The sequence below is a fragment of the Streptomyces sp. NBC_00986 genome, assembly GCF_045162565.1.
Taxonomy (GTDB): Bacteria; Actinomycetota; Actinomycetes; order Streptomycetales; family Streptomycetaceae; genus Streptomyces.
In genome coordinates, this window is record NZ_CP108733.1 from 8,400,930 (window position 1) to 8,426,113 (window position 25,184).

A 25,184-nucleotide genomic window follows, 5' to 3' on the forward strand; every position below is an offset into this window, starting at 1 on the left:
GGCCCTAGGCGGAGCAAAAGGTCCCCGAGAATCCAGTGAGCGCGGCCGGGCGCAGGTCAACCGTTGAGCCCGGCCTCCCACAGTCGCCGCGTCAGCACGTACTCACTGAACAGATGCCGGGCCCGCCCGAGCAGCTCACCCACCTCGGCATCCCCGGGCGTCATCCCCGCCTCCGGATGCCACCGCTGCACCACCTGCGCACCCCAGGCCCGCAACCGCTCATCCGGATCATCAAGCACGGTCACGGCGGCCCGCAGCCGTACGATCCCGCCCCGCGCGTCGAGCAGCCGGAACGCGCCGACGCGCACATGCCGCGGCCACGCCTTGGGCCACTCACCCACGAGCCGTTCCATGAGCGGCCCGTCCGGCACCAGCCCGGCCGACGGCAACAACGCGAGCGTCGCCTCCCGCACGACCCCGGGCGCCGGATCGTCGAGCAACGGCAGCATCCGCGGTACGTCCACGACATCCAGGGTCCGCAACCCACCCAGGGCCCGCGCCCGCACGGCGGCGGCCGGATGCGAGACGAGCGGCCACAACAGAGCGGCATCCCTTCGCTCCCCACACTCCGCGAGCCCGATCACGGCCCCGGGCACCGGATCACCGCCCGAGCACCAACCCCGGTACACCGTCAACGGATCGCCCCCGTGCTGCCGTACGACATACCGGGCACAGGCCCGCACCACACCCGACCGATCCGCGAGAAACCCCTCCGCCTGCTCCGGCAGCCCCGCCGCCCGCAACGCGGTGACCCCGGTCGCCCGGGCCCGCGGATTCCGCGCCCCGAGCAACGGTGCGAGCACACCGTCGTAGTCCCCCGTCTTCACTGCGGCGGCCAGCGCGGCGTCCGCGCACAGGATCTGTACGACGGTGTCGGGGTCCCGGGCGGCGGCGCGGGCGAGTTCGGCGGGGGAGAGGAGCCCCTCCTCGACAGCGAGCCGATGGGCATGACGATGCACGGCACGGTCGGCGCAGGTGAGGAGCGGAGCGAGCTGTTCGCGGGACGCCCGCCGCAGTACCTCGTCGAGCAGGTCGATGGCGAACGCTCCCCGGCCACGCCGCCCGAAGAGCAGGATGAGCGGCGCGAGCGCGACGGCGGTGTCCATGTCGAGGGCCTCGGCCAGCAACTCCCGCGCCCGCTCCCGCACTTGCCCGACCCAGTCGCCGCACCGAACGACGAGCAACGGCAGCAGGCCGGGGTCCCCGGCGACCTGATCCAGCGCCGCCTCCCGGATCCTGCCGTCACGATGGCACAGGTCGATCGCGAGCCGAGACGCGACGAGGCCGGAGGGCGCATACGACTCACGACGCAGCGCCTCGTCCAGCCGGAGCCACGCGAGGGGCTCTCCGACGTCGATCTTCTCGTCCCTCTCCATTACGGCGCCCGGAAGTCGACGTACCCCAACAACACGATGACCGCGACGACACTCCCCAGCACAATCGCCGTAGATATCCAGGACGACCGCCGAGGCCCCACCCCCTCGGGCTCACCCCGGAACGGCATCGGCTCCGGCGGATTCTCCTTCCACCGCGCGGCCAGCATCCGAGCCCGCGCGGAGGGCTCCTTGTGCTCGGCCCCGTCGGCCCACTTGAGGTCGAACTCGCGCTCCTCGTCGCCCTGTTGCTGTCCCATCCCCGTTACCCCTCCCGGAAAGCAGTCCGCGTACACCCGTCTGCGTACGACGGTGCCCCCGCCTCTCCGAAGAGAGACGGGGGCACCCGACGATCGGTTCGATCGGTTGGATCACACGTCGAAGTAGAGCTCGAACTCGTGCGGGTGCGGACGCAGCTGGAGCGGGGCGATCTCGTTCGTGCGCTTGAAGTCGATCCATGTCTCGATCAGGTCGGACGTGAAGACGTCGCCCGCGAGGAGGAACTCGTGGTCGGCCTCGAGGCGGTCGAGGACGGCCGGGAGGGAGGTCGGGACCTGGGCGACGCCCGCGTGCTCCTCGGGGGCCAGCTCGTAGAGGTCCTTGTCGATCGGCTCGGCCGGCTCGATCTTGTTCTTGATGCCGTCCAGGCCCGCGAGGAGCAGGGCGGAGAAGGCGAGGTACGGGTTGCCGGAGGAGTCGGGCGCGCGGAACTCGACGCGTTTGGCCTTCGGGTTGGAGCCCGTGATCGGGATACGCATCGCGGCGGAGCGGTTGCGCTGCGAGTACACCAGGTTGACCGGCGCCTCGAAGCCCGGCACCAGGCGGTGGTACGAGTTCACCGTCGGGTTGGTGAACGCGAGCAGCGACGGGGCGTGCTTGAGGATGCCGCCGATGTAGTAGCGGGCGAGGTCCGACAGACCCGCGTAGCCGGCCTCGTCGTAGAAGAGCGGGGAGCCGCCCGCCCACAGCGAGGAGTGGACGTGCATGCCCGAGCCGTTGTCACCGAAGATCGGCTTCGGCATGAAGGTCGCGGTCTTGCCGTTGCGCCAGGCCACGTTCTTCACGATGTACTTGAAGAGCTGGAGGTCGTCGGCCGCGGCGAGCAGCGTGTTGAACTTGTAGTTGATCTCGGCCTGGCCGGCGGTGCCCACCTCGTGGTGCTGGCGCTCGACCTGGAGGCCGGACGCGGCCAGCTCCAGGGAGATCTCCGCACGCAGGTCGGCGAAGTGGTCGACCGGCGGGGTCGGGAAGTAACCGCCCTTGTAGCGGACCTTGTAACCGCGGTTGTCCTCGACCGCACCGGTGTTCCAGGCGCCGGCCTCGGAGTCGATGTGGTAGAAGCTCTCGTTCGCCTTGGTCTCGAAGCGCACGCTGTCGAAGACGTAGAACTCGGCCTCGGGACCGAAGTACGCGGTGTCGGCGATACCGGTGGAGGCGAGGTACGCCTCGGCCTTCTTCGCCACGTTGCGCGGGTCACGGGAGTACTGCTCGCCCGTGATCGGGTCGTGGATGAAGAAGTTGATGTTGACCGTCTTGTCGCGGCGGAAGGGGTCCACACGCGCGGTCGACAGGTCGGCGCGGAGCGCCATGTCGGACTCGTGGATGGCCTGGAAGCCGCGGATCGAGGAGCCGTCGAAGGCGAGTTCCTCGTCCGGGTCGAAGGCCGTCGCCGGCAGCGTGAAGTGCTGCATCACACCCGGCAGATCGCAGAATCGGACGTCGACGAACTTGACGTCCTCGTCCGCGATGAACTTCTTGGCCTCGTCGGCGTTCTGGAACATCCAGCTCCTCCTACTCCCGACCGTCCGTGCCGGGGTGGTAGTTCGTTCGTGCGGCCAGTGCGGTGGCACACGCTGGACCCGACCTTAGGGACGGGGGATTTCTCAAGCGTGACCCATTTGTTTCGCCCAAGTTAACCGGTCCTGGGCCCGCCGGCCCCTCCTGTCCGCATGGCAGAACGCGGGCAGTACCGTGGACGGGTGGACAACAGGGATGCAATCGGCTCATGGCTCTCCGGGCCCCGTGAGGCCGCGGAGCGAGCAGGTGTCGACTTCGGTTACCGCGGTGAGCAGCTCGGTCTGCCCGAGGACGGGCCCGGCTCGATCGCCCGCCCGGGCCGCCGGCTCGGCGCCCTCGCCGTCGACTGGGCCCTGTGTCTGTTGATCGCATACGGCCTGCTCACCCACGGCTACAAGCCGGGCGCGACCGGCAACTGGGCCCTCCTCGTCTTCTTCGTCCTCAGCGCCCTCACGGTCGGCACGATCGGCTTCACCCCGGGCAAGCGCCTCTTCGGCCTCCGCGTGTACGCCCTCGACACCGGCCGCCCCAACCCCCTCCGCACCCTGCTCCGCACCGCCCTCCTGTGCATCGCGATCCCGGCGCTGATCTGGGACCGGGACGGGCGGGGGCTGCACGACCGGTTGGCGCGCACGGTGGAGGTCCGGATCTAGCGGCAGTCGTACGACGAAGGGGGCGCCCGGGATGATCTCCGGCCGCCCCCTTTGCCGTGCCGGGTGTCTCTTTTCCGTGCCGGTCGGGTGGTCTCGGGCCGGGGTGCGGTCGAGGGCGGGTCCGGCCGGGGACACTCCCTGTTCCCGACGGAGGTGGTGGCCAGGATGCCGCAAGGCGACAAGTCGACGATCGTGACCCGGGCGCCGGAGGTCGCCGAGATCGCGGCCCGGCACACGGACGAGGCGGAGACCGCGCGACGGCTCTCGCCGGAGGTGGTCCGGGCGGTGCTGGACGCCGGGTTCGCGCGGCACTTCGTGCCGGTGGCCCATGGCGGCGAGGCCGGTGGTTTCACCGAGCTGACCTCCGCCGTCGGCCTGGTGGGGGAGGGCTGCACATCGGCGGCGTGGGCGGCTTCGCTGGCCGCGTACGCCGGGCGGTACGCGGCGTTCCTCCCCGCGGAGGGCCAGGCGGAGATCTGGGCGGACGGCCCGGACGCCCTGCTGGCCGGCGCGCTGATGCCGTCCGGCAAGGCGGAACCCGTGGCCGGGGGCTGGCTGCTGAGCGGTGAGTGGAAGTACATCAGCGGGGTCCACTTCGCCGACTGGGCACTGGCCTGCGCGGCGGTACCGGCGGATCGGCCGGAGGACCCCGACGTACGCCCCGAGGTGCGTTTCTTCGCCGTGCCACGGGCGGACTTCTCGATCGAGGACAGCTGGTTCACCGTGGGGATGCGCGGGACGGGCAGTGACACCCTGGTCCTCTCCGACGTCTTCGTGCCCGAACACCGCACCCTGGCCCGCTCGGTGGTCCACGCGGGCCGGGCCCCCGCCTCGGATGCCCGCTGCCACCTCGTCCCGATGCACGCCGTGAACGCGCTGCCGTTCGCCGCCCCGCTGATCGGCGCGGCCCGGGGCGCGCTGCGGGCCTGGATCGCCCGGACCGGCGCACGCGTCGACCGCCGCGGGCAGGCCGTGGGCGAGAAGCCCTCGACCCAGGTCGCGCTGGCCCGCTCGGCCGCCGAGGTGGACGCCGCCGAACTGCTCATCCTGCGTACGGCGGCGATCGCCGACGGCACGGAGACCTGCCCGCCGGAGGGCGAGGCGGCGGTCCGGGGCGCCCGCGACCTCGCGCTCGCGGTGGAGCTGCTGGTCTCGGCGGTGGACCGCGTCTTCCGCACCAGCGGCACCTCCGGCCAGTCCTCGTCGGACCCGGTCCAGCGCTTCTGGCGCGACGTGAACTGCGCCGCCTCGCATGTCGCGCTCTCCTTTGAGACAACGGGCGCGGCTTACGGGGCGTGGGCGTTGTCGGGGGAGGAACGGGGGGTGGGCGCGGTGCGCTGACGGGGGTCGGGGCGGCTCTGGCCCCGCCACGGTGCCGGCCCCGGCGGGGCTCCGATCCGCCCCGCCTCCACCCCCGCCCCGGTTGCCGGTCCAACGCGCTGCCCGCATAGTCGATCTGGACCCGGGTGGCGGTCCCGATCACTGTCGGTGAGCCGCATCCGAGGATGCCCCGAGGCTGCTGAACCCGCGGTGGCCTCCGCGAGGCCCGACAGGTGGTGCACCGTCATGCCGGAGCGTCAGGAAGTAGAAGTACTGGAGAAGGCGCGAGCGGCCGTGGCGCCTGAGGAGTTCCGGGCCGCGATGGCCCGCTTCCCCTCCGGTGTCGTGGTCGTCACCACGTGCTGCGAGGACGGAACCCCGCGCGGCTTCACCGCCAGCTCCTTCTGCTCGGTCTCGCTGGAGCCGCCGATGGTTCTGGTGTGCCTGGCGAACTCCGCCGACTCGGCACCGTCGTTCGGGCACTGCGACCGCTTCGCCGTGAGCGTGCTCGCCCCGGACCACCGGCCGCTCGCCGTGCGCTTCGCCACCAAGGGCACCGACAAGTTCGCCGACGGCGGGCTGTCCACCAGCCCCGGCGGGCTGCCGACGGTCGAGCGGGCCCTGTCCGAACTGGACTGCTCCGCCCACGCACGTCACCCGGCCGGTGACCATACGGTCCTGATCGGCCGGGTGACGGGAGTGCGGCTGGGGGAGGGGTCCCCGATGGTGTATTACGACCGGGGGTTCAGGACCTTGGCCTGACGGGGCCGCGCGGGGCTCAGCCGAGGGCCAGTTTCGCGAACCAGGTGGTGTTCGCGCTGATGACCTTCGTGGCGGTACCGATCGAGGCGCTGCCGCCGGCGTACACATCGAGGCTGCCGTCGCTGTTGAGGGCCCAGATGTCGGGGATGTCGTCGCCGGTGACGTCGGGGGTGCCGTAGAAGTGGAGCGTCGGCTTCGCCGTCTCGGTCCAGCCGGTGGCGTACGTCGTGTCGACGCCGGTGAGGGAACCCGCCGCGGTCGAGAACGACGCGATGGTGGAGCCGCCGCCGCTGTCCGCGATGCCGTAGCGGACGTACAGGTTCCCGGACGAGCCCGAGCGCCAGAGCAGGTCGGGTTCGCCGTCGGCGTTGTGGTCGCCGATGCTCACCAGATCGCGTGCGGCCCACGCGGTGGCGGAGATCTGTGTGGCGGCCGAGAACGTCGCCCCCGTGTATCCGCTGAAGGCCCACAGCGCGCCGCCGCTGGTGGTGGCGAACAGGTCGGGGCGGCCGTCCAGGTTGTAGTCACCGAGGATCACCTGGGTGAACCCCGCGGGGTCGGGGGATCCGGAGGGCAGGCGGACCGACATACGCTGCGAGACGTCCACGCTGCCGTAGCCGTCGCCCCGGTAGGCGTACAGGTCGCCGTCCGGCATGCGGGCGATCAGGTCGGTGGCGCCGTCGCCGGGGAGCAGGTCGCCGCCGTGGGCGATCAGGGCGGGGGAGCCGTCGGTGGCCGACTTCCAGTACCCGCTCTCGTCGTTGGCGACCAGCGGGACGCCCGCGCGGTGTGCGGCGTCCAGGCTGACGTGCAGGTCACCGACAGAACTGGCCGGGTACAGGCGCAGGTCGCCGTACTCGTCGATCACGAGCAGGTCGGGGTTGCCGTCTCCGGTGGTGTCGCCGGCGGTGTCGGCCACGTCCCGCGGGGTGACGTAGAAGAGATACTTGGTGCCCTCCGAGACATTGCCGGCGGAGTCGACGGCACGCACGTACAGGATGCTCGGCCCGGCCACCGGGGGCTTGAGCGAGACGGTCCCGGAGGCGCCGGCGGTGACGGTCCTGCTGCCGGAGTAGGCCGTGGAGTTGAAGGAGTACTCGAACCTCGTGACGTCGGTGTCGGCGTCGGGCGCGAGGGTGAAGGAGCCCGCGGTGCCGAACTTGACCTCCGACCAGACGCTGCCGCTGTCGTCCGCCTCGGGGAAGTCGGTGGAGGAGACCTTCGGAGAGTTGGGGGCGTCGCTGTCGTAGACGAAGCGGCAGACCAGGGGATCGGCGGTGGGGGCGTAGGCGGACGCGGCGGCCGCGCCTCCCTGCCCGTCCCCGGAGTCGAGGGCACGTACCCGCCAGGAGTAGGTGTACCCGTTCGTGAACTTGGACGAGGCAACGGTGGTGGAGGCGTGGCCGGCGGTGTCGGTGCTGACGTTCTTGTCGAGGATCTTGGAGTCGCCGTAGCCGGTGCGCCACAACTCGAAGTCCAGGTACGCGAGGTTGCCGTCCTTGTCGGAGGACGTGGCGGCGAAGACCAGGTCGGACTTGCCGACGTGGGCGTAGGGCGAGGTGCGGTCGCAGTCCGGGCCCGGGGTCATGGTGAGTGAGGTCGGGGTGGCCGGCTTCCGGTTGTAGTACGCCTTGATGTAGGGGGAGTGGTCGCCGGTGGCCTTGAACTTCTTCCAGGCGCCCGCGTCGTCCTCACCGTCCGTGGCCGCCTTCAGACCGATGGTGATCTTGTCCCAGCCGCCGTCGGCGGCGTCCTGGGCAAGGGACTTGGCGTCGAACTTCACATAGTCGTCGGGGCAGGAACTGCTGTAACCGTGGGCCAGGTCCTTGGAGTCGATCTGGTTCTTCCAGGACGGCTGGTTGTTCCAGGTCGTCTTGGAGGAGATGGCGCCGGTCTCCCACAGCTGGACGGTGCGGCCGTTGCAGGACCAGGAGTACGTCTCCAGAGCGGTGATGGAGGCGGAGGTGATCTGAGCCCCCTTCAGCGACGGGTTCCAGTCGAGGCGGAAGAACGAGCGCGACTTGCCGTACGTCGTCGACTCGTAGCCGACGCGGGCCTCGCTGGTGCCGTCGTTGAAGTTGGTGCCGTTCCAGAAACTGGCCAAGGGGGCGCGGGTGTACGCCGTGGTCCAGGCCTCCTTGTGGCCGGCGAAGGAAGGGTCGATGAAGAGGGGCAGCTCGGTGTCCTCGGCGGCGAGGAAGTCGGCGTCGGGGGTGACGGTGAGGGTGGTCTCGTGGCCGTCTCCGTCGTCGCCGGTCAGGGCCGCGTCGGCGATCGCGGTCGTGCTGCCGATGCCGGGGCCCGCGAGGCCGTCGAGGGAGAAGATCTCGTCGGTGGTGAGCGCGGCCGACGTTCGGTAAGTGGCCTGGAGCGCTGGGGAGTTGCCCGTGTCGTACGCGGCCGGGTCCGCCGTGCCGGTCCCGGAGTCCGGGGTCGCGCTGTCGCTCTCCTCGCCGCTGGCGGGGGAGGACGGAGTGGCCGTGGTGTCCTCCGCTCCGGAGGAGGCTGTGGCGGTCGGCGCGCTGGTGTCGTCGCTGTCCGAAGGGGCGTCGGTCTCCTCGCCGATCTCCGCTCCCTCCTCCTCCGAGTGCGAGGGGGAGGGAGTTTCGTCGACGGGGGCCGAGGGCTGGGGGTCGTCGCCTGTCGTGGTGTCGGGCTCACCGGCGGAGTCCCACATGTAGGGCGTGGGGGAGACCGCGATCTCCGACCCCTCGGCGTCCTTGGCGGTCACCACGTCGGTCGTCGGGTCGACGGAGAAGGTCAGGTCGGGCGAGGTCAGGCCGTAGGTCAGCTTCTTCAGGGCCGAACTCGCCGCGGCCGCGCGGGTCTTGACGATCAGGACGTGGGAGAAGCCGGTGTCGCGCGCGGTGAGCAGCAGGTCCACGCCGTCGAGGATCTCGCGGTACAGGGCACGGTCGTCCTGGACCACCGGCTCGGGGACGCTGCCGGGCCAGGTGAGCGTCAGGGTGTGACCCTCGCTGGTGAAGGACACCAACTCGCTGCCGGTGACGGCGGATTCGCCGGCGTCGGTGTCCTCGGTGTCCGTGGTGAGCAGCGCCCGTCGGGCGTCCCGCGCGGCATGGGTGCCGGTGCCGTTGCCGCCCGAGAACACCACCGGGCTGTTGGTGGCCTTCGGCTTCCAGTCCCCGTCGCGGGTCCGCGCCAGCGTGGTGTCGATGGCCCGCCACGCGCCGTCCACCTTCGCGCGGATCGCCGCCGTGTGCGCCTGGTACTCGAACCGGCCGTCGGGCAGGGCGTACGTGGTGCTCGTGGCGGTGCGCAGTGCGGTGACCTCCACGCGCTTCGCGGTGCTACGGGCCTTGTCCTGGGCGGTGTCCTCGTCGAGCGGCGCGGTGTTCGAGGCGTCCGCCCTGGCGGTGCCGGGGGCGGCGGTGTCGGTGTCGAGGAGGGGCAGGGCCGCGAGCCCCAAAGCGGCCGCCAAAGCGGCTGCGGTAAGGGCGACGGCGTTTCTGCCGCGTGGTATCCGCTGTCGAATGCCCATAGGGCGCTTTCCCCTCCCGTTGGATTTCCCGGGACGGGAAAACCAGAAAATGAGCGCACGCCGAGCAGCGCTATGAGAATCCTGTGAAAAGCCAGTGAAGCGGCTTCATCCGGTGACGGATGTAAAGGTGATGTGAGGGCAGATCATGACTCATCGTTGGCTCGTGCGCTACTCGTTCTTGGGGTTGTGATGGGGCTTGCGTGGCCATCTCGTGGTCGAGAGTTGGCAGTTCAGAGCCTTTGGTGGGATGGAATGTCCAGATGATCGAGGTATGCCCGGAGTATGGGCGTGATCAAGTGCACATGTGGAGAAGTTGAGTTGACATCCGGTCGACTCCGACTCAAAGTTCCGCTCACTGACAACGAGTTTTTCCACGGGTTCGAATTCCATCTCGGCCCGTCTCATCGGGGGGTTGTTCCGTGCGTCGTGCTGCCTTTTTCCGGAGACTTCCGGAGTTCTGGAGTCGACGTAACCGCACCCGGATGCGCATCGGATACGTCGTCGCGATCGCCCTGCTCGTGGCGCTCCTCCCGGCCCAGGCCTTCGCCCTTCCGCCGGGAAACGGCCGCACCGACGTCGACCTCATCGACCTGCAGACCGAGTCCACCGCCGAGGACGCCGAGACCGGTGCCCTGGAGGAACTGACCGGCGAGGGAACCGTCGAGCCGGTCGAGTACGAACCTGCCAACACCGAGGCACCGGCCGGTGGCGCGGCTGCCGCCAGCCTCTCCTCACCCACCCCCGGCACTCTTGTGAAGGCCGGCGATCTGCCGGTCCTGGTCGGTGCTCCCGAGGACGCGAGCACCGCGCAGGCCGCCGCGCTCGCCGGTGACTGGGGCGTCGAACTCGCCTCCGCCGCCCAGACGGACACCGCCGAGGTCAAGGGCGTACTGCTCACCGTCACCCCGCCCGCGGGTGCCACGGGCGAGGTCGATGTCGCCCTGGACTACAGCGAGTTCGAGCAGCTCTACAGCGCCGACTGGGCCGACCGGATGCAGCTCGTCCAACTGCCGGCCTGCTTCCTCACCACCCCCGACACCGAGGGCTGCACCGACGCCACCTACCTGACCACCGAGAACGACGACGACACGGGCCGGGCGACCGCCGTCCTCGACGTCACCGGCCTGTCCGCCACCGGGACGGCGTCCACGGCGTCCACGGCGTCCGCCACGGGCGACGAGGGCACGGTGACCGACGGCGTCTACCGCGAGAACGCGGCCGGCGGCGGTGCGTTGAAGACCCTGCTCCCCGAGGCGTCCTCGTCCTCCGGCTCGGCGGTCGTCGCAGCCGTCGACTCCGGATCCGGAGCCAAGGGCGACTTCACCGCCACCCCGCTCGCCAGTGCCGGAAGCTGGTCGGCCGGCGGTTCCTCGGGCGCCTTCACGTACACCTACTCGGTGACCTCGCCGACCGTCCCGGCCGGGCCGACCCCGACGGTCGCCTTCCAGTACAACTCGCAGGTCGTGGACGGCCGTACGTCCGTCTCCAACAACCAGGCCTCCTGGCTCGGCGACGGCTGGGACTACAACCCCGGCTCCATCGAGACCACCTACCGCTCCTGCTCCGACGACACCGCCGGTGACGCCAACAACGAGGGCATCGACACCGGCGACCTGTGCCAGGGCTCCGACAACGCGGTGCTGAGCCTCGGCGGGAGCACCACCGAACTGGTCAAGGACGACGAGACCGGGGTGTGGACGACCGCCAACGGCGACGGCTCCGCCGTCGACCTGCTGACCGCGAGCGATGTCGACAACGGCGACAACGAGGGCGAGTACTGGCGGATCACCGCGCGCGACGGGACGAAGTACTACTTCGGCCGCAACACCGCCAGCGGATGGACCTCGGGCAAGGAGACCACCGACTCCGTCCTCACCGTGCCGGTCGCCGGCAACCAGGCGGGCGAGCCCTGCTACCACGCGGCCTTCAAGGACTCGTTCTGCCAGCAGGCCTGGCGCTGGAACCTCGACTTCGTCGTCGACCCCCAGAACAACGTGATGTCCCTGTGGTGGGACCGCCAGGGCAACTACTACGCGAAGAACAGCAGCTACAAGGACCCCACCTATTACCACCGCGGCAGCACCCTCGACCGCATCGAGTACGGGCAGCGCATGTCCACGCTCTACACCGCCGAGCCGGTCGCCGAGGTCGACTTCACCACCCGGCAGCGCTGCTTCTCCGGCGACGGAGCCGTCTGTACCGACACGAACCTCAAGTCCGGCGACCCCGGCCTCAACCAGTACTGGTACGACACCCCCGCGGACCTGTACTGCGCCGACCCGGACGAGAACTGCTACGTGGGCTCGCCGACCTTCTTCAACAACCTGCGCCTGTACTCCGTCACCACCAAGACCCAGCGGGCCAAGGGTGACACGGCCCTCTACAAGGTCGACAGCTACACGCTCGCGCAGTCCTTCCCCAAGACCCTCACCGACACCTCGCCCCCGCTGTGGCTGGAGTCCGTCACCCGCACCGGCTTCGGCCCGGACGCGGACGCCCCGGACGGCGACAGCGAGCCCATGGCGTCGGTGGAGTTCTCGCACAACAACGCCCCGATGCCCAATCGGGTGGTGGAGGGCGCGAGCGATCCCCGCCCTGCCTTCGACCGGCTGCGCATCCGACGTGTCGTCACCGAGTACGGCGGCGAGATCGACGTCGACTACTCGACGCCCACAGGAGCCTGCTCGACCGGCTCCGGCTTCCCCGAGCCCGAGGAGAACACCGGTCTTTGCTACCCGGTCTACTGGTCGCCGGACCCGGCCGAGGAGACCATCGACTGGTTCAACAAGTACGTCGTCACCTCCATCACGGAGAAGCCCCGGGTGGACGGCGTCCCGGACGTCGTCACCGGCTACACGTACGACGGGGGCGGGGCCTGGGCCCTGAACGAGACCGAGTTCTCCAAGAAGAAGACCCGGACGTACGACCAGTGGCACGGGTACGGCCTGGTGTACACGACCCACGGCAAGACCGACTCGACCGAGGGCATCGTCCAGTCCAAGACCGCGACCCGCTACTTCCGGGGTATGGACGGCGACCCGCTGCCGGGGAGCCAAGGGGGCCGGGACGTCTCGGTCTACGCCTCGTACGGGACGAAGATCGCGGACGACCATCCCGCCTTCCAGGGCGCGGTCGCCGAGACCATCACCTTCAACAAGGCCGCCGACACCTACATGGGGCCCACCCGGACGGTGACCGTCCCGACCGCGGTCGAGCTGGGCAACCGCTCCCGCGACAACGGCATCCCGGACCTGATGTCGTACCGGGTCCAGACCGCCCACACCGACACCTACAACCGGGTCTCGGCCACCGGCGAGGACACCCGCACCTCCGCCCTGGTCCGCGTCTCCACCACCTACGACACCTACGGCCTGCCCACCAAGGTCGACTCCGAGGGTGACACAGAGGTCACCGGAGACGAGACCTGCACGGTCACCGACTACCTGAACAACACCACGAAGCACATCATCGGCGCGGTCAAGCAGGTCAAGACCACGGCAGGGCGCTGCTCGGCCGCCGCCACCGCGACCGCCGACGACGTGGTCTCCGGCACCCGCACCGCGTACGACGGCGCCGAATACGGCACCGCCCCCACCTACGGCCTCACGACGAAGACGTGGACGATCAACGGCGCTGGCGACGACTGGACCCGTACCTCGACCACGACGTACGACGACTACGGCCGCATCGCCACGGTCACGGACGCCGGGAACAACCAGGCGAAGACGACGTACTCACCGACCACCGGCCAGGTCTACTCCACCACTGCGACCAACGCCCTCGGCCACACCTCCACCACGACCGTCGACCCGGGCCGCGGCACCGCCCTGACCGCCACCGACGCCAACGGCAACACCACCACCTACGCCTATGACGCGCTCGGCCGTGCCACCGCGATGTGGACGGCATCCCAGGACCCGGACACCGACAAACCGTCGACGAAGTACGCCTACGCCGTCACGGCCGGCAAGCCCACCGCCGTCACCGGATACACGCTGCGCGACAACGGCACGTACGAGGACTCCGTCACCCTCTACGACGGTCTCGGCCGGGTCCGCCAGACCCAGTCCGAGGCGGCCGGCGGCGGCCGGCTGATCACCGACACCCACTACAACTCCAGCGGCACGGTCCGCCGGGTCGACGGCGCGTACCTCGCCGAGGGCGAGCCGACCGGTGAACTCTTCGAGCCCGTCAGCGACTTCGTCCTCCGCTCCTCGACGGTCACGACGTACGACGGCATGGACCGCCCGCTGACCGTCACCCCCTACGAGGCGGGTACCGCCAAGGCCGCCAAGCGGACGACGTACGAGTACGGCTACGACTACACCAAGGTGATCGCCCCCACCGGCGCCGCCTCGACCCGCACCTACACCGACCAACTCGGCCGCGCGGTCCGCGTCGACCACTACACGGACGCCCTGAAGGCGGCCTTCAGCTCCACCCACTACGCCTATGACTCCCGCGGCAACCGGATCTCCGCGACGGATGCCGACGGCAACGCGTGGGAGTGGAAGTACGACGCGCGCGGCCGACAGACCAAGGCGATCGACCCGGACACCGGGACGACGGTCACTACGTACGACGACCTGGACCGCCTCCTGACGTCGAAGAACGCGAACGGCACCACGGTCTGGACCGGCTACGACGCGCTCGGTCGCAGCACAGGGCAGCGGCTGGACAGTTCCGCGGGCAAGGCCCTGACGGCCTTCACCTACGACACGGTCACCGGTGGCCTCGGCCAGCCGGCCACCTCCACCCGCTACACCGGCGACAAGGCGTACACGACCTCGGTCACCGGCTACGACGACGAGTACCGGCCGACCGGCAAGTCGGTGACGATCCCGGAGGCGGACGCCACCAAGGGCCTGTCCGGCACCTACACCTACGGCTACACGTACACCGCGACCGGCAAGCTCGCCTCGACGACCGTCCCGGCGGTCGGCGGCATCGCGAAGGAAGACGTCGTCACCCGTTACGACGGCGACGGGCTCGCCACCTCCACATCGGGCGAGGACTGGTACACCGCCGAGGTCGACTACTCGCCCTACGGCGAGGTGCTGCGCGCGGTCACCGGCGAACAGCCCTACCGGGTCTGGACGACCAACGTCTACGACGAGAGCACCGGCCGGCTCAACAGGACGGTCACCGACCGGGAGACCGCCGACACCCACCGGGTCAACGACCGCACGTACACCTACGACGCGGCCGGCAACATCACCATCCTCGCCGACACCGTCCCGAAGACGGCCGACGACGACTCCACCGCGGTCAAGACCGACCGCCAGTGCTTCACGTACGACGTGCTCGGCCAGCTGAACCAGGCCTGGACATCCAACTCGACGACCTGCGCGGTGACATCGACCGGTGCCCCGAACGGTGTCACGGCAACCGTGGACGGCGACGGCTACTGGCAGACATACCACTACGACGCCATCGGCAACCGCGACCAACTCATCGACCACTCCGTCGAGTTGGTGAACGGCTCGACGGTCGCGGACTCCACCCTCAATGTCACCACGTCGTACGAGTACGGCATCGACCCGTCCGGCTCCGGCGTCACCGCCCAGCCGCACACCCTGACCACGGTCACCTCCGACTCCTCGACGGTGGACTCGGTCGCCACCGTCGGCTACGACGCCTCGGGCAACGCGAAGACGCGGATGTACGGGGGCGACACCCAGTCGCTGACCTGGACCTGGGACGGCAGGGTCGAGACGGTCACCGGCTTCGGCGCGGAGGGCGAGGGCCAGGCGGTCAACGCGTCCGGCAAGTGCCTGGACCTGTCGAACGGCTCCACCACCGCCGGCACCGCCCTGCAGCTCTACACCTGCAACGGCACCAAGCCGCAGCGCCTGCGCATCGACGCGACCGACTCCGAGACCGACCCGTCGACCGGCGCGCTCAAGGTCCTCGGCCACTGTGTGATGCCCTCGGGCGGCGCCACCGCCAACAACACGGCGATCGTCATCGCCGACTGCACCGGCGCGGCCAATCAGGAGTGGACGGCGACCGGCACCAACACCCTCAAGCACGTCGCCTCCGGCAAGTGCCTCGACGTACCCAACGCCGACTACACCACCGGCAAGGACCTCCAGCTCTACACCTGCAACGCGACCAACCCGCAGACCTGGGCCCTGGGCGACGACACCACCTATCTCTACGACGCGGCAGGCAACCGCCTGATCACCACCACGGCCGGCAGCCACACCCTCTACCTCGACGGCCAGGAACTCTCCACGGACGTCAACGGCGCCGTGGCCTACTCCCAGCGCACGTACTCCCAGGCCGGCGTGCCGTCCGTGCTCCGTCACTCCAGCCGTGGCTCCACCACCACGTCACTCCTGGCACTCATCCCCGACCACCAGGGCACCACCCTGTTCACCATCGCCCTGGCCTCGGGCCAGGAGGTCAAGCGAACGAAGACGGACCCGTTCGGCGTCGAACGCTCCACCAGCAACACCTGGGCCCTGCACCGCGCGTACATCGGCGGCACCGACGAGAACACCACCGGCCTGATCCACCTCGGAGCCCGCGAGTACGACCCGGAGACGGGCCGCTTCATCTCGGCGGACCCCGTCCTGGACATCGCCGACCCGCTCTCCATGAACGGGTACGCGTACAGCAACAACAGCCCGGTCTCGCACTCGGACCCGACCGGTCTGAAGGCGATGATGGACGGCGGTGGCGGAGGCGCCGGCACCTACGTCGGCTGCCCCAGCCTGACCAACCCGGCCTGCCCCGAGTCCGGCGGTGGCGGCGGAGGCGGCACGGGAACGGGCAGCAGCTCGGGGTCCCAGACGGTCACCGTCACGGTGACGAAGACCGTCACGGTCACCAAGCCCGCCCCCGAGTGCAACTTGTGGTGCAAGGCGTCCAACTGGCTGGACAAGCACAAGACCGAGATCATCACGTTCACGGTCGAGGTCGCCGTCGGCGCCGCCTGCTACGGCGCGGCCGGTGCTGCGGGCGCCGCCACCGGCGGAGCGGGCCTGGCCCTGGCCGCGGGCTGCGGAGCCGTCGCCGGCTTCGCGGGCGGCCTGGTCGGCAACGCCATGGACGACAACGCGGACCACAGTGTCGGTGGCTACCTGACAGCGGGCGGCATCGGAGCGGCAGTCGGCGCGGTGGGCGGCGCAGCCGGAGCGGGCGTGGGCGCGGGCGTCAAGGCCCTGGCGAAGACGGGGCTGGGCCAGAAGGCCGTCGAGGTGGCCAAGAAGGTCCTGGACAAGAACTGCTTCCTCGCCGGAACCCTGGTCCTCCTCGCCGACGGCACCACCAAGCCGATCGAGGACGTCGAACTCGGCGACAAGGTCCTTTCCACGGACCCGGAGACCGGCGAAAAGACCTCCGAGGAAGTCACGTCCCTCATCACCACCGAGGGCGACAAGGAGCTCAACGAGCTCACCATCGCCACCCCCGACGGCACCGAGAAGATCACCGCCACCGCGGAACACCCCTTCTGGTCGGATTCGGAGAAGGCCTGGCTCGGAGCCGCCGACCTCACCCCGGGCATGACCCTGGCCACCGCCGACGGCGACAAGGCCACCGTCACCACAAACCGTGCGTATACCGACCATGTCCGTACGTACAACCTGACCGTTGCGGATCTCCACACCTACTATGTGCAGGCGCCCGGAGCGAAGACCGCGGTACTCGTACACAACACGTGCACTCCAGGTGCGCCGGAGCGCTTGGACGCCAGACGTGAAGCGCTGAAGCAATCCACTGGAAAGAGGAAGCGTCCGGGAACGGTGAGTGAGCTGGAAATAACCACGGATTCCGGCCTCTCGGCAATATTTGAAGGTACATCCGGAAGTTTTGGTAATGAGACGGTGGAGCCCGGCCTGAAGGCAATCCTCGATACTGTGGTGCACCCTCATGGCGGGTGTAGTGAGATTGCGTGCATCAATCGTGCGCTACAGGCGGGGATGGATGTGAGGGGATCCCATATGACGACCATGGGTATTTTGAGCAGTCGAGTCGGTACTCAATGGGACGGGGCAATCATGGCGCCGTGCACTGCGTGTCAAAGGGTGATGGATGTGCTGGACATTACGTCCGCTGGAGGGAGGAGGCAGTGAGGTATGAGAAGGGTCATGTTCTGGAGAATCCGAATGGTTTGACCTCGCGTGCGATCTCATTCCTCGGTGAACGTGCAACGCGGGTTCAATGGTCGCGCGAGAATCTTGGTGGGTCGGCTGATTTCGCGCGCGCGGCCGCCTGGTTCGGTGTGGACGTGGAAGGGGCGGTGTCCAGGGCGTCCCGGATCTGCGAGCGCTTCGGCGGGCTTCGCTACCGGAGTGACTCGTGGTCGTTCGAAGAGGAGATCGGGTTCTTCCCGACCTTGGATTTCGACGAGGAGGACGACGAGATCATGCTGGCCCTGATCGAGCACACCGTCGCCCATCCGTTTGGTGTGTGGGTGAGTCTCGACGGCGTCGTATATTTCATGTTCCCCGAGGCGGAAGGCGGAGAATACGTCAAGGTCTTCGGGAGCGTTGAGGGGATGATTGAATCCGATGCGCTCTATGCCGAGTGCATGAGCTGGGACGTCGTCGGCCGGGGTGGGTTCGAATCTCTTGGAGAGCTGCGCCGACGGTGTCTGGGATTGCATCTTGCCGAAGAGGTTGATGGTTGTGGTGAAGCCTGGTTTTTCGGTGATGGATTTAGAGTGCACATGTGGGAGACCTGGGCGAAGGTATTTGCTCGGGACGACCTGTCCCGGTGGGCTGTGTGGTCCCGTGATGCAGCAGGTCGAGACAATGCCGAGAGGTTTCTCCAGGGCTTGGTGTAGTTCTCTGGCCCTCTGCGTTGATCTGAAATTATTCTGATTGGTGGGATGGAAAATCGTGGCGCCGAAGATATCGACCAGCGTTGTCGAGCGTTCGCAAGGGCTCCTGGAGCCCGGTGAACGTGTCGAGCGGGTTCTGCTGGCACAGGGTGGGATCAATCCCTGGGCGCAGGTCGGGTTTCCTCTGGTGGGGCTGATCGGGGTTCGGGCAGTGGCCGTTGCCGCGGGGGCGTCGGGTGGGGTCGGGGCGCTCGGGGGTGTGCTCGGCGCACTGATCGGGGCCGTGGTCGCCGCGGCGTTGACGACGCGGCGGGTGGTGCTCGCGACCGACCGGAGTGTCGTGGTGCTGGAGTACGGCCGGTTCGGCGGAGTGAAGCCGACCAAGGTCATCGCACGGCTGCCGCGGGACACGGCGATCGGGACCCTGTCCGGCACCTGGGCGCAGACCGAGTTGGCCGGGGAGCGGCTGTGGGTGCACAAGAAGTGGCACGGAGATGCGGCCGCGCCTGCGGGACGGCTCGGTTAGAACCACGGCTTGCCGGCAGGCGGGCGGCATCGAGTAGGCCGGGCGTCCTGTCCTTCCGAGGGCACCCGGCCCCACTGTGTATGTATGCGGGCAGGAGCGGTCCTACGACGTTGGGGGCGCCCGGAGTGATCCGGGCGCCCCCAACGTCGTAGGAGTCGAAATGCGGGGGTGTCAGCGGGCCTTGCCGCCGCCCTTGGGGAGCTTCATGCCCTTCGGCATCGGGCCCTTGGGCAACGGCATGTTGCTCATCAGGTCGCCCATCGCGCGGAGGCGGTCGTTCGTGGCTGTCACCTGCGGGCCGGTCAGGACTCGCGGGAGCTTCAGCATCGTCGTGCGGACCTTCTTCAGCGGGATCTGGCCCTCGCCCGTGCCGACCATCACGTCGTGCACCGGGACGTCCGCGACGATGCGGTTCATCTTCTTCTTCTCGGCGGCCAGGAGGGACTTCACCCGGTTCGGGTTGCCCTCGGCGACCAGCACGATGCCGGCCTTGCCGACCGCGCGGTGCACCACGTCCTGGCTGCGGTTCATCGCCACCGCCGGAGTCGTCGTCCAGCCCCGGCCGATGTTGTCCAGTACCGCCGCAGCCGCGCCCGGCTGGCCCTCCATCTGCCCGAAGGCCGCCCGCTCGGCCCGGCGTCCGAAGACGATCGCCGACGCGAGGAAGGCGAGCAGGAGGCCGAGAATGCCGAGATAAATGGGGTGACCGAGCAAGAAGCCGATCGCGAGGAAGACACCGAAGGTGGCAATTCCGACAGCCGCGAGTACAAGACCGATCGTCTTGTCGGCCTTGCGCGTCATCTTGTACGTCAGAGCGATCTGCTTGAGTCGCCCGGGGTTCGCAGCGTTTTCCGCTGTCGTGTCCTTCCTCGCCATGCCAGGAAGTCTACGTGCCCGCGGGAGCGCCGACGACGGCGGTGCCCACAGGGTGGGGATTCGGAGCGTGGGGAGTCAGGAGTGCGCGGTGAGGGACTGCTCCAGGACGAGCTGTGCCTCGACCCGGTCCTTGGCGCGGCGGCGGTCCTCCAGGACGGAGGTCCACGCGTTGCGACGGGCGGTCCGCTGGCCGCTGCTCAGCAGCAGCGACTCCACCGCGCGCAGCGCGTCGGTGACGGACGGGATGGCGGTGGCACGGACGGGCGCGGCCTGCATCGTGGAGGTCCCCCCTCGGAACGGCTCTGGGTATGGGTCTACGTGCTGTAAATCCATTGTCACTGTTTGGTGTTACCAGGGCGTGACCGACCGGTCAAACGCCAATGAAGCCTTGATGCGGTGGGCCGAAACGCTGACGCGGCCCTGATGGACGCCCTCATCTGGGAGGACTGTCAGGGCCGCGTCGACAATGACTGTTACCGGCAAGTAGCTGCTTGTGCGCGAATTCACACAACCCGGGGCGGGCTGGGGTGAGTTGGGATCACACCGCCTGCGAGGCCACGTACGCGCCACGCTTCTCGATCGCCATCTGGTAGAGGCGTCCGGCGCGGTACGACGAGCGCACCAGCGGGCCGGACATGACGCCGGAGAAACCGATCTGGTCGGCCTCCTCCTTCAGCTCCACGAACTCGTGCGGCTTCACCCAGCGCTCCACGGGGTGGTGCCGTACGGAGGGCCGCAGGTACTGCGTGATGGTGACCAACTCGCAGCCCGCCTCGTGCAGTTGGCGCAGCGCCTCGCTGACCTCCTCGCGGGTCTCGCCCATGCCGAGGATCAGGTTCGACTTCGTGACCAGACCGTAGTCGCGGGCCTCGGTGATGACCTTGAGCGAGCGGTCGTAGCGGAAGCCGGGGCGGATGCGCTTGAAGATGCGGGGGACCGTCTCGACGTTGTGCGCGAAGACCTCGGGGCGGGACGAGAAGACCTCGGCGAGCTGCTCCGGGACCGCGTTGAAGTCGGGGGCGAGCAGTTCGACCTTGGTGCGGCCGGCCTCGCGGGAGGACGTCTGCTCGTGGATCTGGCGGACCGTCTCCGCGTACAGCCAGGCGCCGCCGTCCTCCAGGTCGTCGCGGGCGACGCCGGTGATCGTGGCGTAGTTCAGGTCCATCGTGACGACGGACTCGCCGACCCGGCGCGGTTCGTCGCGGTCCAGGGCCTCGGGCTTGCCGGTGTCGATCTGGCAGAAGTCGCAACGCCGCGTGCACTGGTCGCCGCCGATGAGGAAGGTCGCCTCGCGGTCCTCCCAGCACTCGTAGATGTTGGGGCAGCCGGCTTCCTGGCAGACCGTGTGCAGGCCCTCGCTCTTCACGAGCGCCTGCATCTTCGTGTACTCGGGACCCATTTTCGCCCGGGTCTTGATCCACTCGGGCTTGCGCTCGATGGGGGTCTGGGCGTTCCGGACCTCCAGGCGCAGCATCTTGCGTCCGTCTGGGGTGACTGCGGACACATCGGCTCCCTGTAGCTTCGATTCTTCGGCGTACACCAGGGTACGCCCGTGATTTGCGGCCCCCGCGTTGAGGCCAACCTCAGAGCGGTAAGTCACATTCCCGGGTCAGGCGGTCGCCTTCTCGATCTCCCGGGGCTTCGGATCCGCGTGCTCCAGTACGTCCTTCAGGTGCCGTTCCACCACCGGCAGCACCTCGTCGATCGTCACGTCCCGGCCCAACTCGGCGGCCAGTGAGGCGACGCCCGCGTCGCGGATCCCGCACGGGATGATGCGGTCGAACCACCTGTTGTCCGGGTTCACGTTCAGCGCGAAGCCGTGCATCGTGACGCCCTTGGCCACGCGGATGCCGATCGCGGCGATCTTGCGGTCCTCGCGGCGCTGGCCGGCGTTCGACGGCGCGTACTCCGGGCCGTTCATCCGCGGGTCGAACTCCTCGTCGTGCAGACGGGGGTCGAAGTCGAGCGACAGGCCGCCGATCGAGGGACGTTGGTCGACCGGGTCGCCGAGGATCCAGACCCCGCTGCGCCCCTCGACCCGGCTGGTCTCGACGCCGAACTCCGCGCACACGCGGATCAGCGCCTCCTCCAGGCGTCGTACGTGGGCGACGACGTCCACCGGGCGGGGCAGCTTCTGGATCGGGTAGCCGACGAGCTGGCCCGGGCCGTGCCAGGTGATCTTGCCGCCGCGGTCGACGTCGATGACCGGGGTGCCGTCCAGCGGGCGCTCGCTGTCCTGCGTGCGGCGGCCCGCCGTGTAGACCGGCGGGTGCTCCAGCAGCAGCACGGTGTCGGGGACCTCGTCCGCGAAGCGGGCCGCGTGCACCCGGCGCTGCTCGTCCCACGCCTCCTGGTACTCGACGGCGTCCGCGCCGAAGCCCAACCGGACGAACCGCAACTCACCCACGGCAAGCGCCTCCTCAGCAGCACCTATGAGTCGTAAGGCACGAAACATGCCTACGCCACTGTACGACCGACCGCTGACAGCGCTCCGGGCGGTCGGGACCGTCAGCCCTACGACCAATCCTCACACGATCGGATGAATGCACGTCGGAATGTGCGACGGGATGCTTACGCTCCGCTACATTCGCGCCGTTCACGAGGCCAAAAGGGCTGCTCACAGGCAATCCGGGCAGGCAGTGGCCGCATCGGCCTCTGCTGGGGCCCGAAAGGCAGGAGACCGCACCGCAGATGACGGAACGACCCGCGCAGCGCACTCCCAACCGTCAGCTCGCCGCGCTCATCGCAGAAGCGGGGTTCTCCAACGCAGGTCTCGCCCGTCGCGTGGACCAGCTCGGTCTGGAGCACGGACTCGATCTCAGATACGACAAGACATCCGTCACCCGGTGGCTGCGCGGCCAGCAGCCCAGAGGCACCACGCCCGCCCTCATCGCCGAGGTCTTCACCCGCCGGCTCGGCCGCCGGCTCACCGCCCAGGACCTCGGGCTCGACGCCTGCGCGCCGGTGTACGCCGGGCTCGAGTTCGCCGCGACCCCCGAGGAGGCCGTCGACATCGTCAGCGGGCTGTGGCGCAAGGACTCCGGCAGCCACGCCGAGCTCCGCAAGATCGCCTTCACCCCGGCCGGACTCGTGGTGCCCAGCCGGGACTGGCTGATCGGCCGCGCCGACGACCGGGTCGGCCGCGCCGAACCCGCCAACCGCGTGCCCCCGCAGGGCCGCCCCGCCGTACCCCGCCAGCGCGGCCAGGCCGCCGATCGCGGGCCCGGCCAGAAGGTCACCGGCGGCGACATCTCCGCGCTCCGCTCGGTCGGCGAACTCTTCCGCACCCTCGACAACGCCTACGGCGGCGGCCACGCCCGCCAGGCCCTCGTGCGCTACCTCGAGCACGAGACCGAGCCGATGCTCCGCGGCACCTACGGCGAGCAGACCGGCCGACGCCTGTTCGCCGCGGCGGCCGACCTCACCCGGCTCGCGGGCTGGACCTCGTACGACATCGCCGCGCACGGGCTCGCGCAGCGGTACTTCGTGCAGGCGCTGCGGCTCTCGCAGGCGGCGGGGGACCGGGCCTACGGCTCGTACGTGCTCATGACCATGAGCCGGCAGGCCGTCTATCTCGGGCACGGGCGCGAGGCCGTGCAGCTCGCGCGGGTGGCGCAGCAGGGGGTCGGGACCAGTGCGCCGCCCGTCGTGCAGTCGTTGCTGCACTCCGTGGAGGCGCGGGCGCACGGGGTGCTGGGGGAGGTGCGGGCGTGCACCTCGGCGCTCGTGCGGGCCGAGCGCGCGCTCGAGACGGCGCGCGTCGGGGATGAAGTGCCTTACTGGGCGCGGTTCTTCGACGAGGCGCAGCTCGCCGACGAGTTCGGGCACGCGCATCGGGATCTGCAGCAGTTCCGCGCGGCTGCCCAACATGCGGAACGTTCGCTGCAGTTGCGGGCGCCTGCGTTTGCCCGAAGTCGGTTGTTCTGCCGGGTTGTTCTTGCCTCCGCCCGGCTCGGGCTCGGTGAGCTCGACCAGGCTTGTGCGTTGGGGGCTGAGGCGGCGGGGCAGGCCGTGGAGATGCGGTCGGTTCGGGCGGTCGAGTATGTGCGGGACTTCGAGCGGCGGCTTGAGCCGTACAAGGACGCGGCGCCGGTGCGGGGGTATCGCGACAAGGTCGCCGCGTTCGGGTGAGCCCCTTCGCCGTGAGGGTGGCTGTGAGTGGGACTGCGCGGCTCCGTCGTGGCTGGTCGCGCAGTTCCCCGCGCCCCTTCAGGGCGCCTCAGGCGGCCTGTGTTGTCGGGATCGGGTCTGCCCGGTGCATCGAGGTCGCCGCGCCCAGGTCCGCCAGGATCGCCGACGATGCCCTGCGGCCCGAGTGCAGGGCACCCTGCACCGTGCTCGTGTCCCGGTGGTCGCCGCACACGTACAGGCCGGCCAACAGGCGTACGGGGCGCCGTAGATCGTGTGGTGGGCGCATGACGGGGACGGCCGTGGGGGTGTGGTGGACGGCGAGGGTCTCCCAGCGGGTGGTCGAGGTGCCGTAGAGGCGGGACAGATGCATGCGTACGGCGGTCTCGACGTCCGGTGGGGGAGGGCCGAGGACCGTTGAGGAGACGAGGGCCCGGCCGGCCGGTGCTCGGCTCGGGTCGACCTCGCTGATGATCGCCGTGTGGGCTACCGGGCCGCCTCGGTCGGAGTCCAGGAGGAGGGCGGCGCCGGTCGTGGGCGGGTCGTCGGTCGTGTGGTGGACGACCGTCACCGGGTGGAAGTCCGGCACGCGCAGGCCGGGCAGGAGTTCGGCCGCCGCGCGCGCGTCCGTCGCGACGAGGACCGCGCGGCAGCGGATCTCGCCGTGCTCGGCGGTGGTCACCGACGTCGTCGACACGGCCGTCACGCGCACGCCGGTGTGCACGGTGCCCGGCGGCAGCGCGGCGGCGAGCACCTCGGGCAGCATCTCCGCGCCCCCCTCCGGCAGGCACAGCCGCCCACCCGCGAAGGCCCGCAGCGCGAGGTCGGCGCACCGGCTGGAGGTCGTCAACTCCGGGTCGCACAGCAGCGCGGCGAGGAGGGGGCGCAGGAACCCGTCGATGGTGCGTGCCGGTACTCCGCGTGCCGCGAGCGCCTGCCCGGCCGCCAACTCGGGCCGGGACAGGAGGCGTTCGACAGGCGTGCCCGCGAGGCGTGTCAGCGCGGTGCCGAGCCGGGCCTGGTCGACGGGGCTGCCAAGTGGTGCACCGGAGCGGGACCTGGGCACGGACGAGGAACCCGGGGCGACCGCGGCCCGGTCTTTGAGCGTGGGGCCGCCCCAGGAGGAGCCTGTCCGGTCTTTGGGGGGCGGGCCGCCCCGGGAGGTACCCGCGCGGTTCCTTGGCGCCGGACCGCCCCAGGACGCGCCCGTCCAATCCCTGAACGCGCCCCAGGACGCGCCCGTCAGGCCGCCCCGGGCCGCGGTCCGGTCCTTGGGAACCGGACCACCTTCGGCGGTTCCCGTGCGGTCCCCGGGGATGGCCGTGTCCCCTGAGGGCGTTGCCAGTGTCGCGCCGCGGCCTGAAGCGTCTGCCCTCCCCGCGGCGCCCGCCACCCCGCTCCCGGGCGCCGCCGCGGCCCAGGAGACGCCCCCGCGTCCCCTTGCCACCGGCCCGCC

The 25,184-nt window shown here is 69.7% G+C and carries 16 protein-coding genes; 7 read left to right on the forward strand and 9 right to left on the reverse strand.

Features of this window, described 5'->3' with window-relative positions; all coding sequences use genetic code 11:
- Positions 1-56: 56 nt before the first annotated feature.
- The 3 genes from OG504_RS37615 to glnA form a co-directional block, all read right to left on the reverse strand.
- A complete protein-coding gene (locus OG504_RS37615) occupies positions 57-1,376 on the reverse strand; it encodes a hypothetical protein (RefSeq protein ID WP_405993803.1) in 1,320 nt (439 codons plus the stop codon).
- Positions 1,376-1,633 (reverse strand): hypothetical protein, encoded by a 258-nt coding sequence (locus tag OG504_RS37620; protein WP_405993804.1) that lies wholly within the window; start codon positions 1,631-1,633, stop codon positions 1,376-1,378. The genes OG504_RS37615 and OG504_RS37620 overlap by 1 nt, the downstream gene beginning before the upstream one ends.
- 111 nt (positions 1,634-1,744) lie before the next feature.
- Entirely contained in the window at positions 1,745-3,154 is a 1,410-nt protein-coding gene (gene glnA / locus OG504_RS37625; RefSeq protein ID WP_033284193.1) for a type I glutamate--ammonia ligase, read from the reverse strand.
- Positions 3,155-3,352: 198 nt separating this feature from the next.
- Between glnA and OG504_RS37630 the strand changes: the two genes are divergently transcribed.
- The 3 genes from OG504_RS37630 (at position 3,353) to OG504_RS37640 (ending at position 5,905) form a co-directional block, all read left to right on the forward strand.
- Entirely contained in the window at positions 3,353-3,823 is a 471-nt protein-coding gene (locus OG504_RS37630; protein ID WP_366491311.1) for an RDD family protein, read from the forward strand.
- A gap of 165 nt (positions 3,824-3,988) precedes the next feature.
- Positions 3,989-5,164, forward strand: a complete 1,176-nt coding sequence (locus tag OG504_RS37635) for an acyl-CoA dehydrogenase family protein (RefSeq protein WP_405993805.1) — start codon at positions 3,989-3,991, stop codon at positions 5,162-5,164.
- A 225-nt stretch (positions 5,165-5,389) separates the two neighbouring features.
- Positions 5,390-5,905: a flavin reductase family protein gene (locus OG504_RS37640; RefSeq protein ID WP_405993806.1), complete on the forward strand. Its 516-nt coding sequence runs from the start codon at positions 5,390-5,392 to the stop codon at positions 5,903-5,905.
- Between the two features lie 16 nt (positions 5,906-5,921).
- On the opposite strand, the gene OG504_RS37645 is transcribed toward OG504_RS37640, so the two are convergent.
- A complete protein-coding gene (locus tag OG504_RS37645; protein WP_405993807.1) occupies positions 5,922-9,347 on the reverse strand; it encodes a DNRLRE domain-containing protein in 3,426 nt (1,141 codons plus the stop codon).
- Between the two features lie 542 nt (positions 9,348-9,889).
- Between OG504_RS37645 and OG504_RS37650 the strand changes: the two genes are divergently transcribed.
- The 3 genes from OG504_RS37650 to OG504_RS37660 are packed head-to-tail and all read left to right on the forward strand — an operon-like array spanning position 9,890 to position 18,724.
- Positions 9,890-17,488 carry a ricin-type beta-trefoil lectin domain protein gene (locus tag OG504_RS37650; protein ID WP_405993808.1) on the forward strand — a complete coding sequence of 2,533 codons (7,599 nt, stop codon included), beginning with the start codon at positions 9,890-9,892 and terminating at the stop codon, positions 17,486-17,488.
- Positions 17,485-18,201 carry a hypothetical protein gene (locus tag OG504_RS37655; RefSeq protein WP_405993809.1) on the forward strand — a complete coding sequence of 239 codons (717 nt, stop codon included), beginning with the start codon at positions 17,485-17,487 and terminating at the stop codon, positions 18,199-18,201. The genes OG504_RS37650 and OG504_RS37655 overlap by 4 nt, the downstream gene beginning before the upstream one ends.
- A gap of 55 nt (positions 18,202-18,256) precedes the next feature.
- Entirely contained in the window at positions 18,257-18,724 is a 468-nt protein-coding gene (locus tag OG504_RS37660; RefSeq protein ID WP_405993810.1) for a hypothetical protein, read from the forward strand.
- 171 nt (positions 18,725-18,895) lie between these two features.
- Here the strand turns inward: OG504_RS37660 and OG504_RS37665 are convergent, their stop codons facing one another.
- The 4 genes from OG504_RS37665 to lipB form a co-directional block, all read right to left on the reverse strand.
- Entirely contained in the window at positions 18,896-19,600 is a 705-nt protein-coding gene (locus OG504_RS37665) for a DUF4191 domain-containing protein (RefSeq protein WP_405993811.1), read from the reverse strand.
- Between the two features lie 75 nt (positions 19,601-19,675).
- Complete coding sequence (locus OG504_RS37670; RefSeq protein ID WP_328683793.1) at positions 19,676-19,876, reverse strand: hypothetical protein; 201 nt, start codon at positions 19,874-19,876, stop codon at positions 19,676-19,678.
- Between the two features lie 262 nt (positions 19,877-20,138).
- Positions 20,139-21,104, reverse strand: coding sequence for a lipoyl synthase (gene lipA / locus OG504_RS37675; RefSeq protein ID WP_393753238.1), 966 nt, complete (start codon positions 21,102-21,104; stop codon positions 20,139-20,141).
- Between the two features lie 105 nt (positions 21,105-21,209).
- Positions 21,210-22,007: a lipoyl(octanoyl) transferase LipB gene (lipB, locus tag OG504_RS37680; RefSeq protein ID WP_405993812.1), complete on the reverse strand. Its 798-nt coding sequence runs from the start codon at positions 22,005-22,007 to the stop codon at positions 21,210-21,212.
- A gap of 284 nt (positions 22,008-22,291) precedes the next feature.
- Between lipB and OG504_RS37685 the strand changes: the two genes are divergently transcribed.
- Complete coding sequence (locus OG504_RS37685) at positions 22,292-23,731, forward strand: regulator (RefSeq protein ID WP_405993813.1); 1,440 nt, start codon at positions 22,292-22,294, stop codon at positions 23,729-23,731.
- Between the two features lie 88 nt (positions 23,732-23,819).
- On the opposite strand, the gene OG504_RS37690 is transcribed toward OG504_RS37685, so the two are convergent.
- Positions 23,820-25,073, reverse strand: a complete 1,254-nt coding sequence (locus OG504_RS37690) for an FAD-dependent oxidoreductase (protein ID WP_405996539.1) — start codon at positions 25,071-25,073, stop codon at positions 23,820-23,822.
- Positions 25,074-25,184: the final 111 nt, after the last annotated feature.

Bases quoted from the DNA above. Each gene is read 5' to 3' on its own strand.
- OG504_RS37620 (WP_405993804.1), bottom strand. From the start codon at position 1,633: ATGGGACAGCAACAGGGCGACGAGGAGCGCGAGTTCGACCTCAAGTGG.
- OG504_RS37650 (WP_405993808.1), top strand. From the start codon at position 9,890: ATGCGCATCGGATACGTCGTCGCGATCGCCCTGCTCGTGGCGCTCCTC.
- OG504_RS37640 (WP_405993806.1), top strand. From the start codon at position 5,390: ATGCCGGAGCGTCAGGAAGTAGAAGTACTGGAGAAGGCGCGAGCGGCC.
- OG504_RS37685 (WP_405993813.1), top strand. From the start codon at position 22,292: ATGACGGAACGACCCGCGCAGCGCACTCCCAACCGTCAGCTCGCCGCG.
- glnA (WP_033284193.1), bottom strand. From the start codon at position 3,154: ATGTTCCAGAACGCCGACGAGGCCAAGAAGTTCATCGCGGACGAGGAC.
- OG504_RS37635 (WP_405993805.1), top strand. From the start codon at position 3,989: ATGCCGCAAGGCGACAAGTCGACGATCGTGACCCGGGCGCCGGAGGTC.
- OG504_RS37665 (WP_405993811.1), bottom strand. From the start codon at position 19,600: ATGGCGAGGAAGGACACGACAGCGGAAAACGCTGCGAACCCCGGGCGA.
- OG504_RS37670 (WP_328683793.1), bottom strand. From the start codon at position 19,876: ATGCAGGCCGCGCCCGTCCGTGCCACCGCCATCCCGTCCGTCACCGAC.
- OG504_RS37615 (WP_405993803.1), bottom strand. From the start codon at position 1,376: ATGGAGAGGGACGAGAAGATCGACGTCGGAGAGCCCCTCGCGTGGCTC.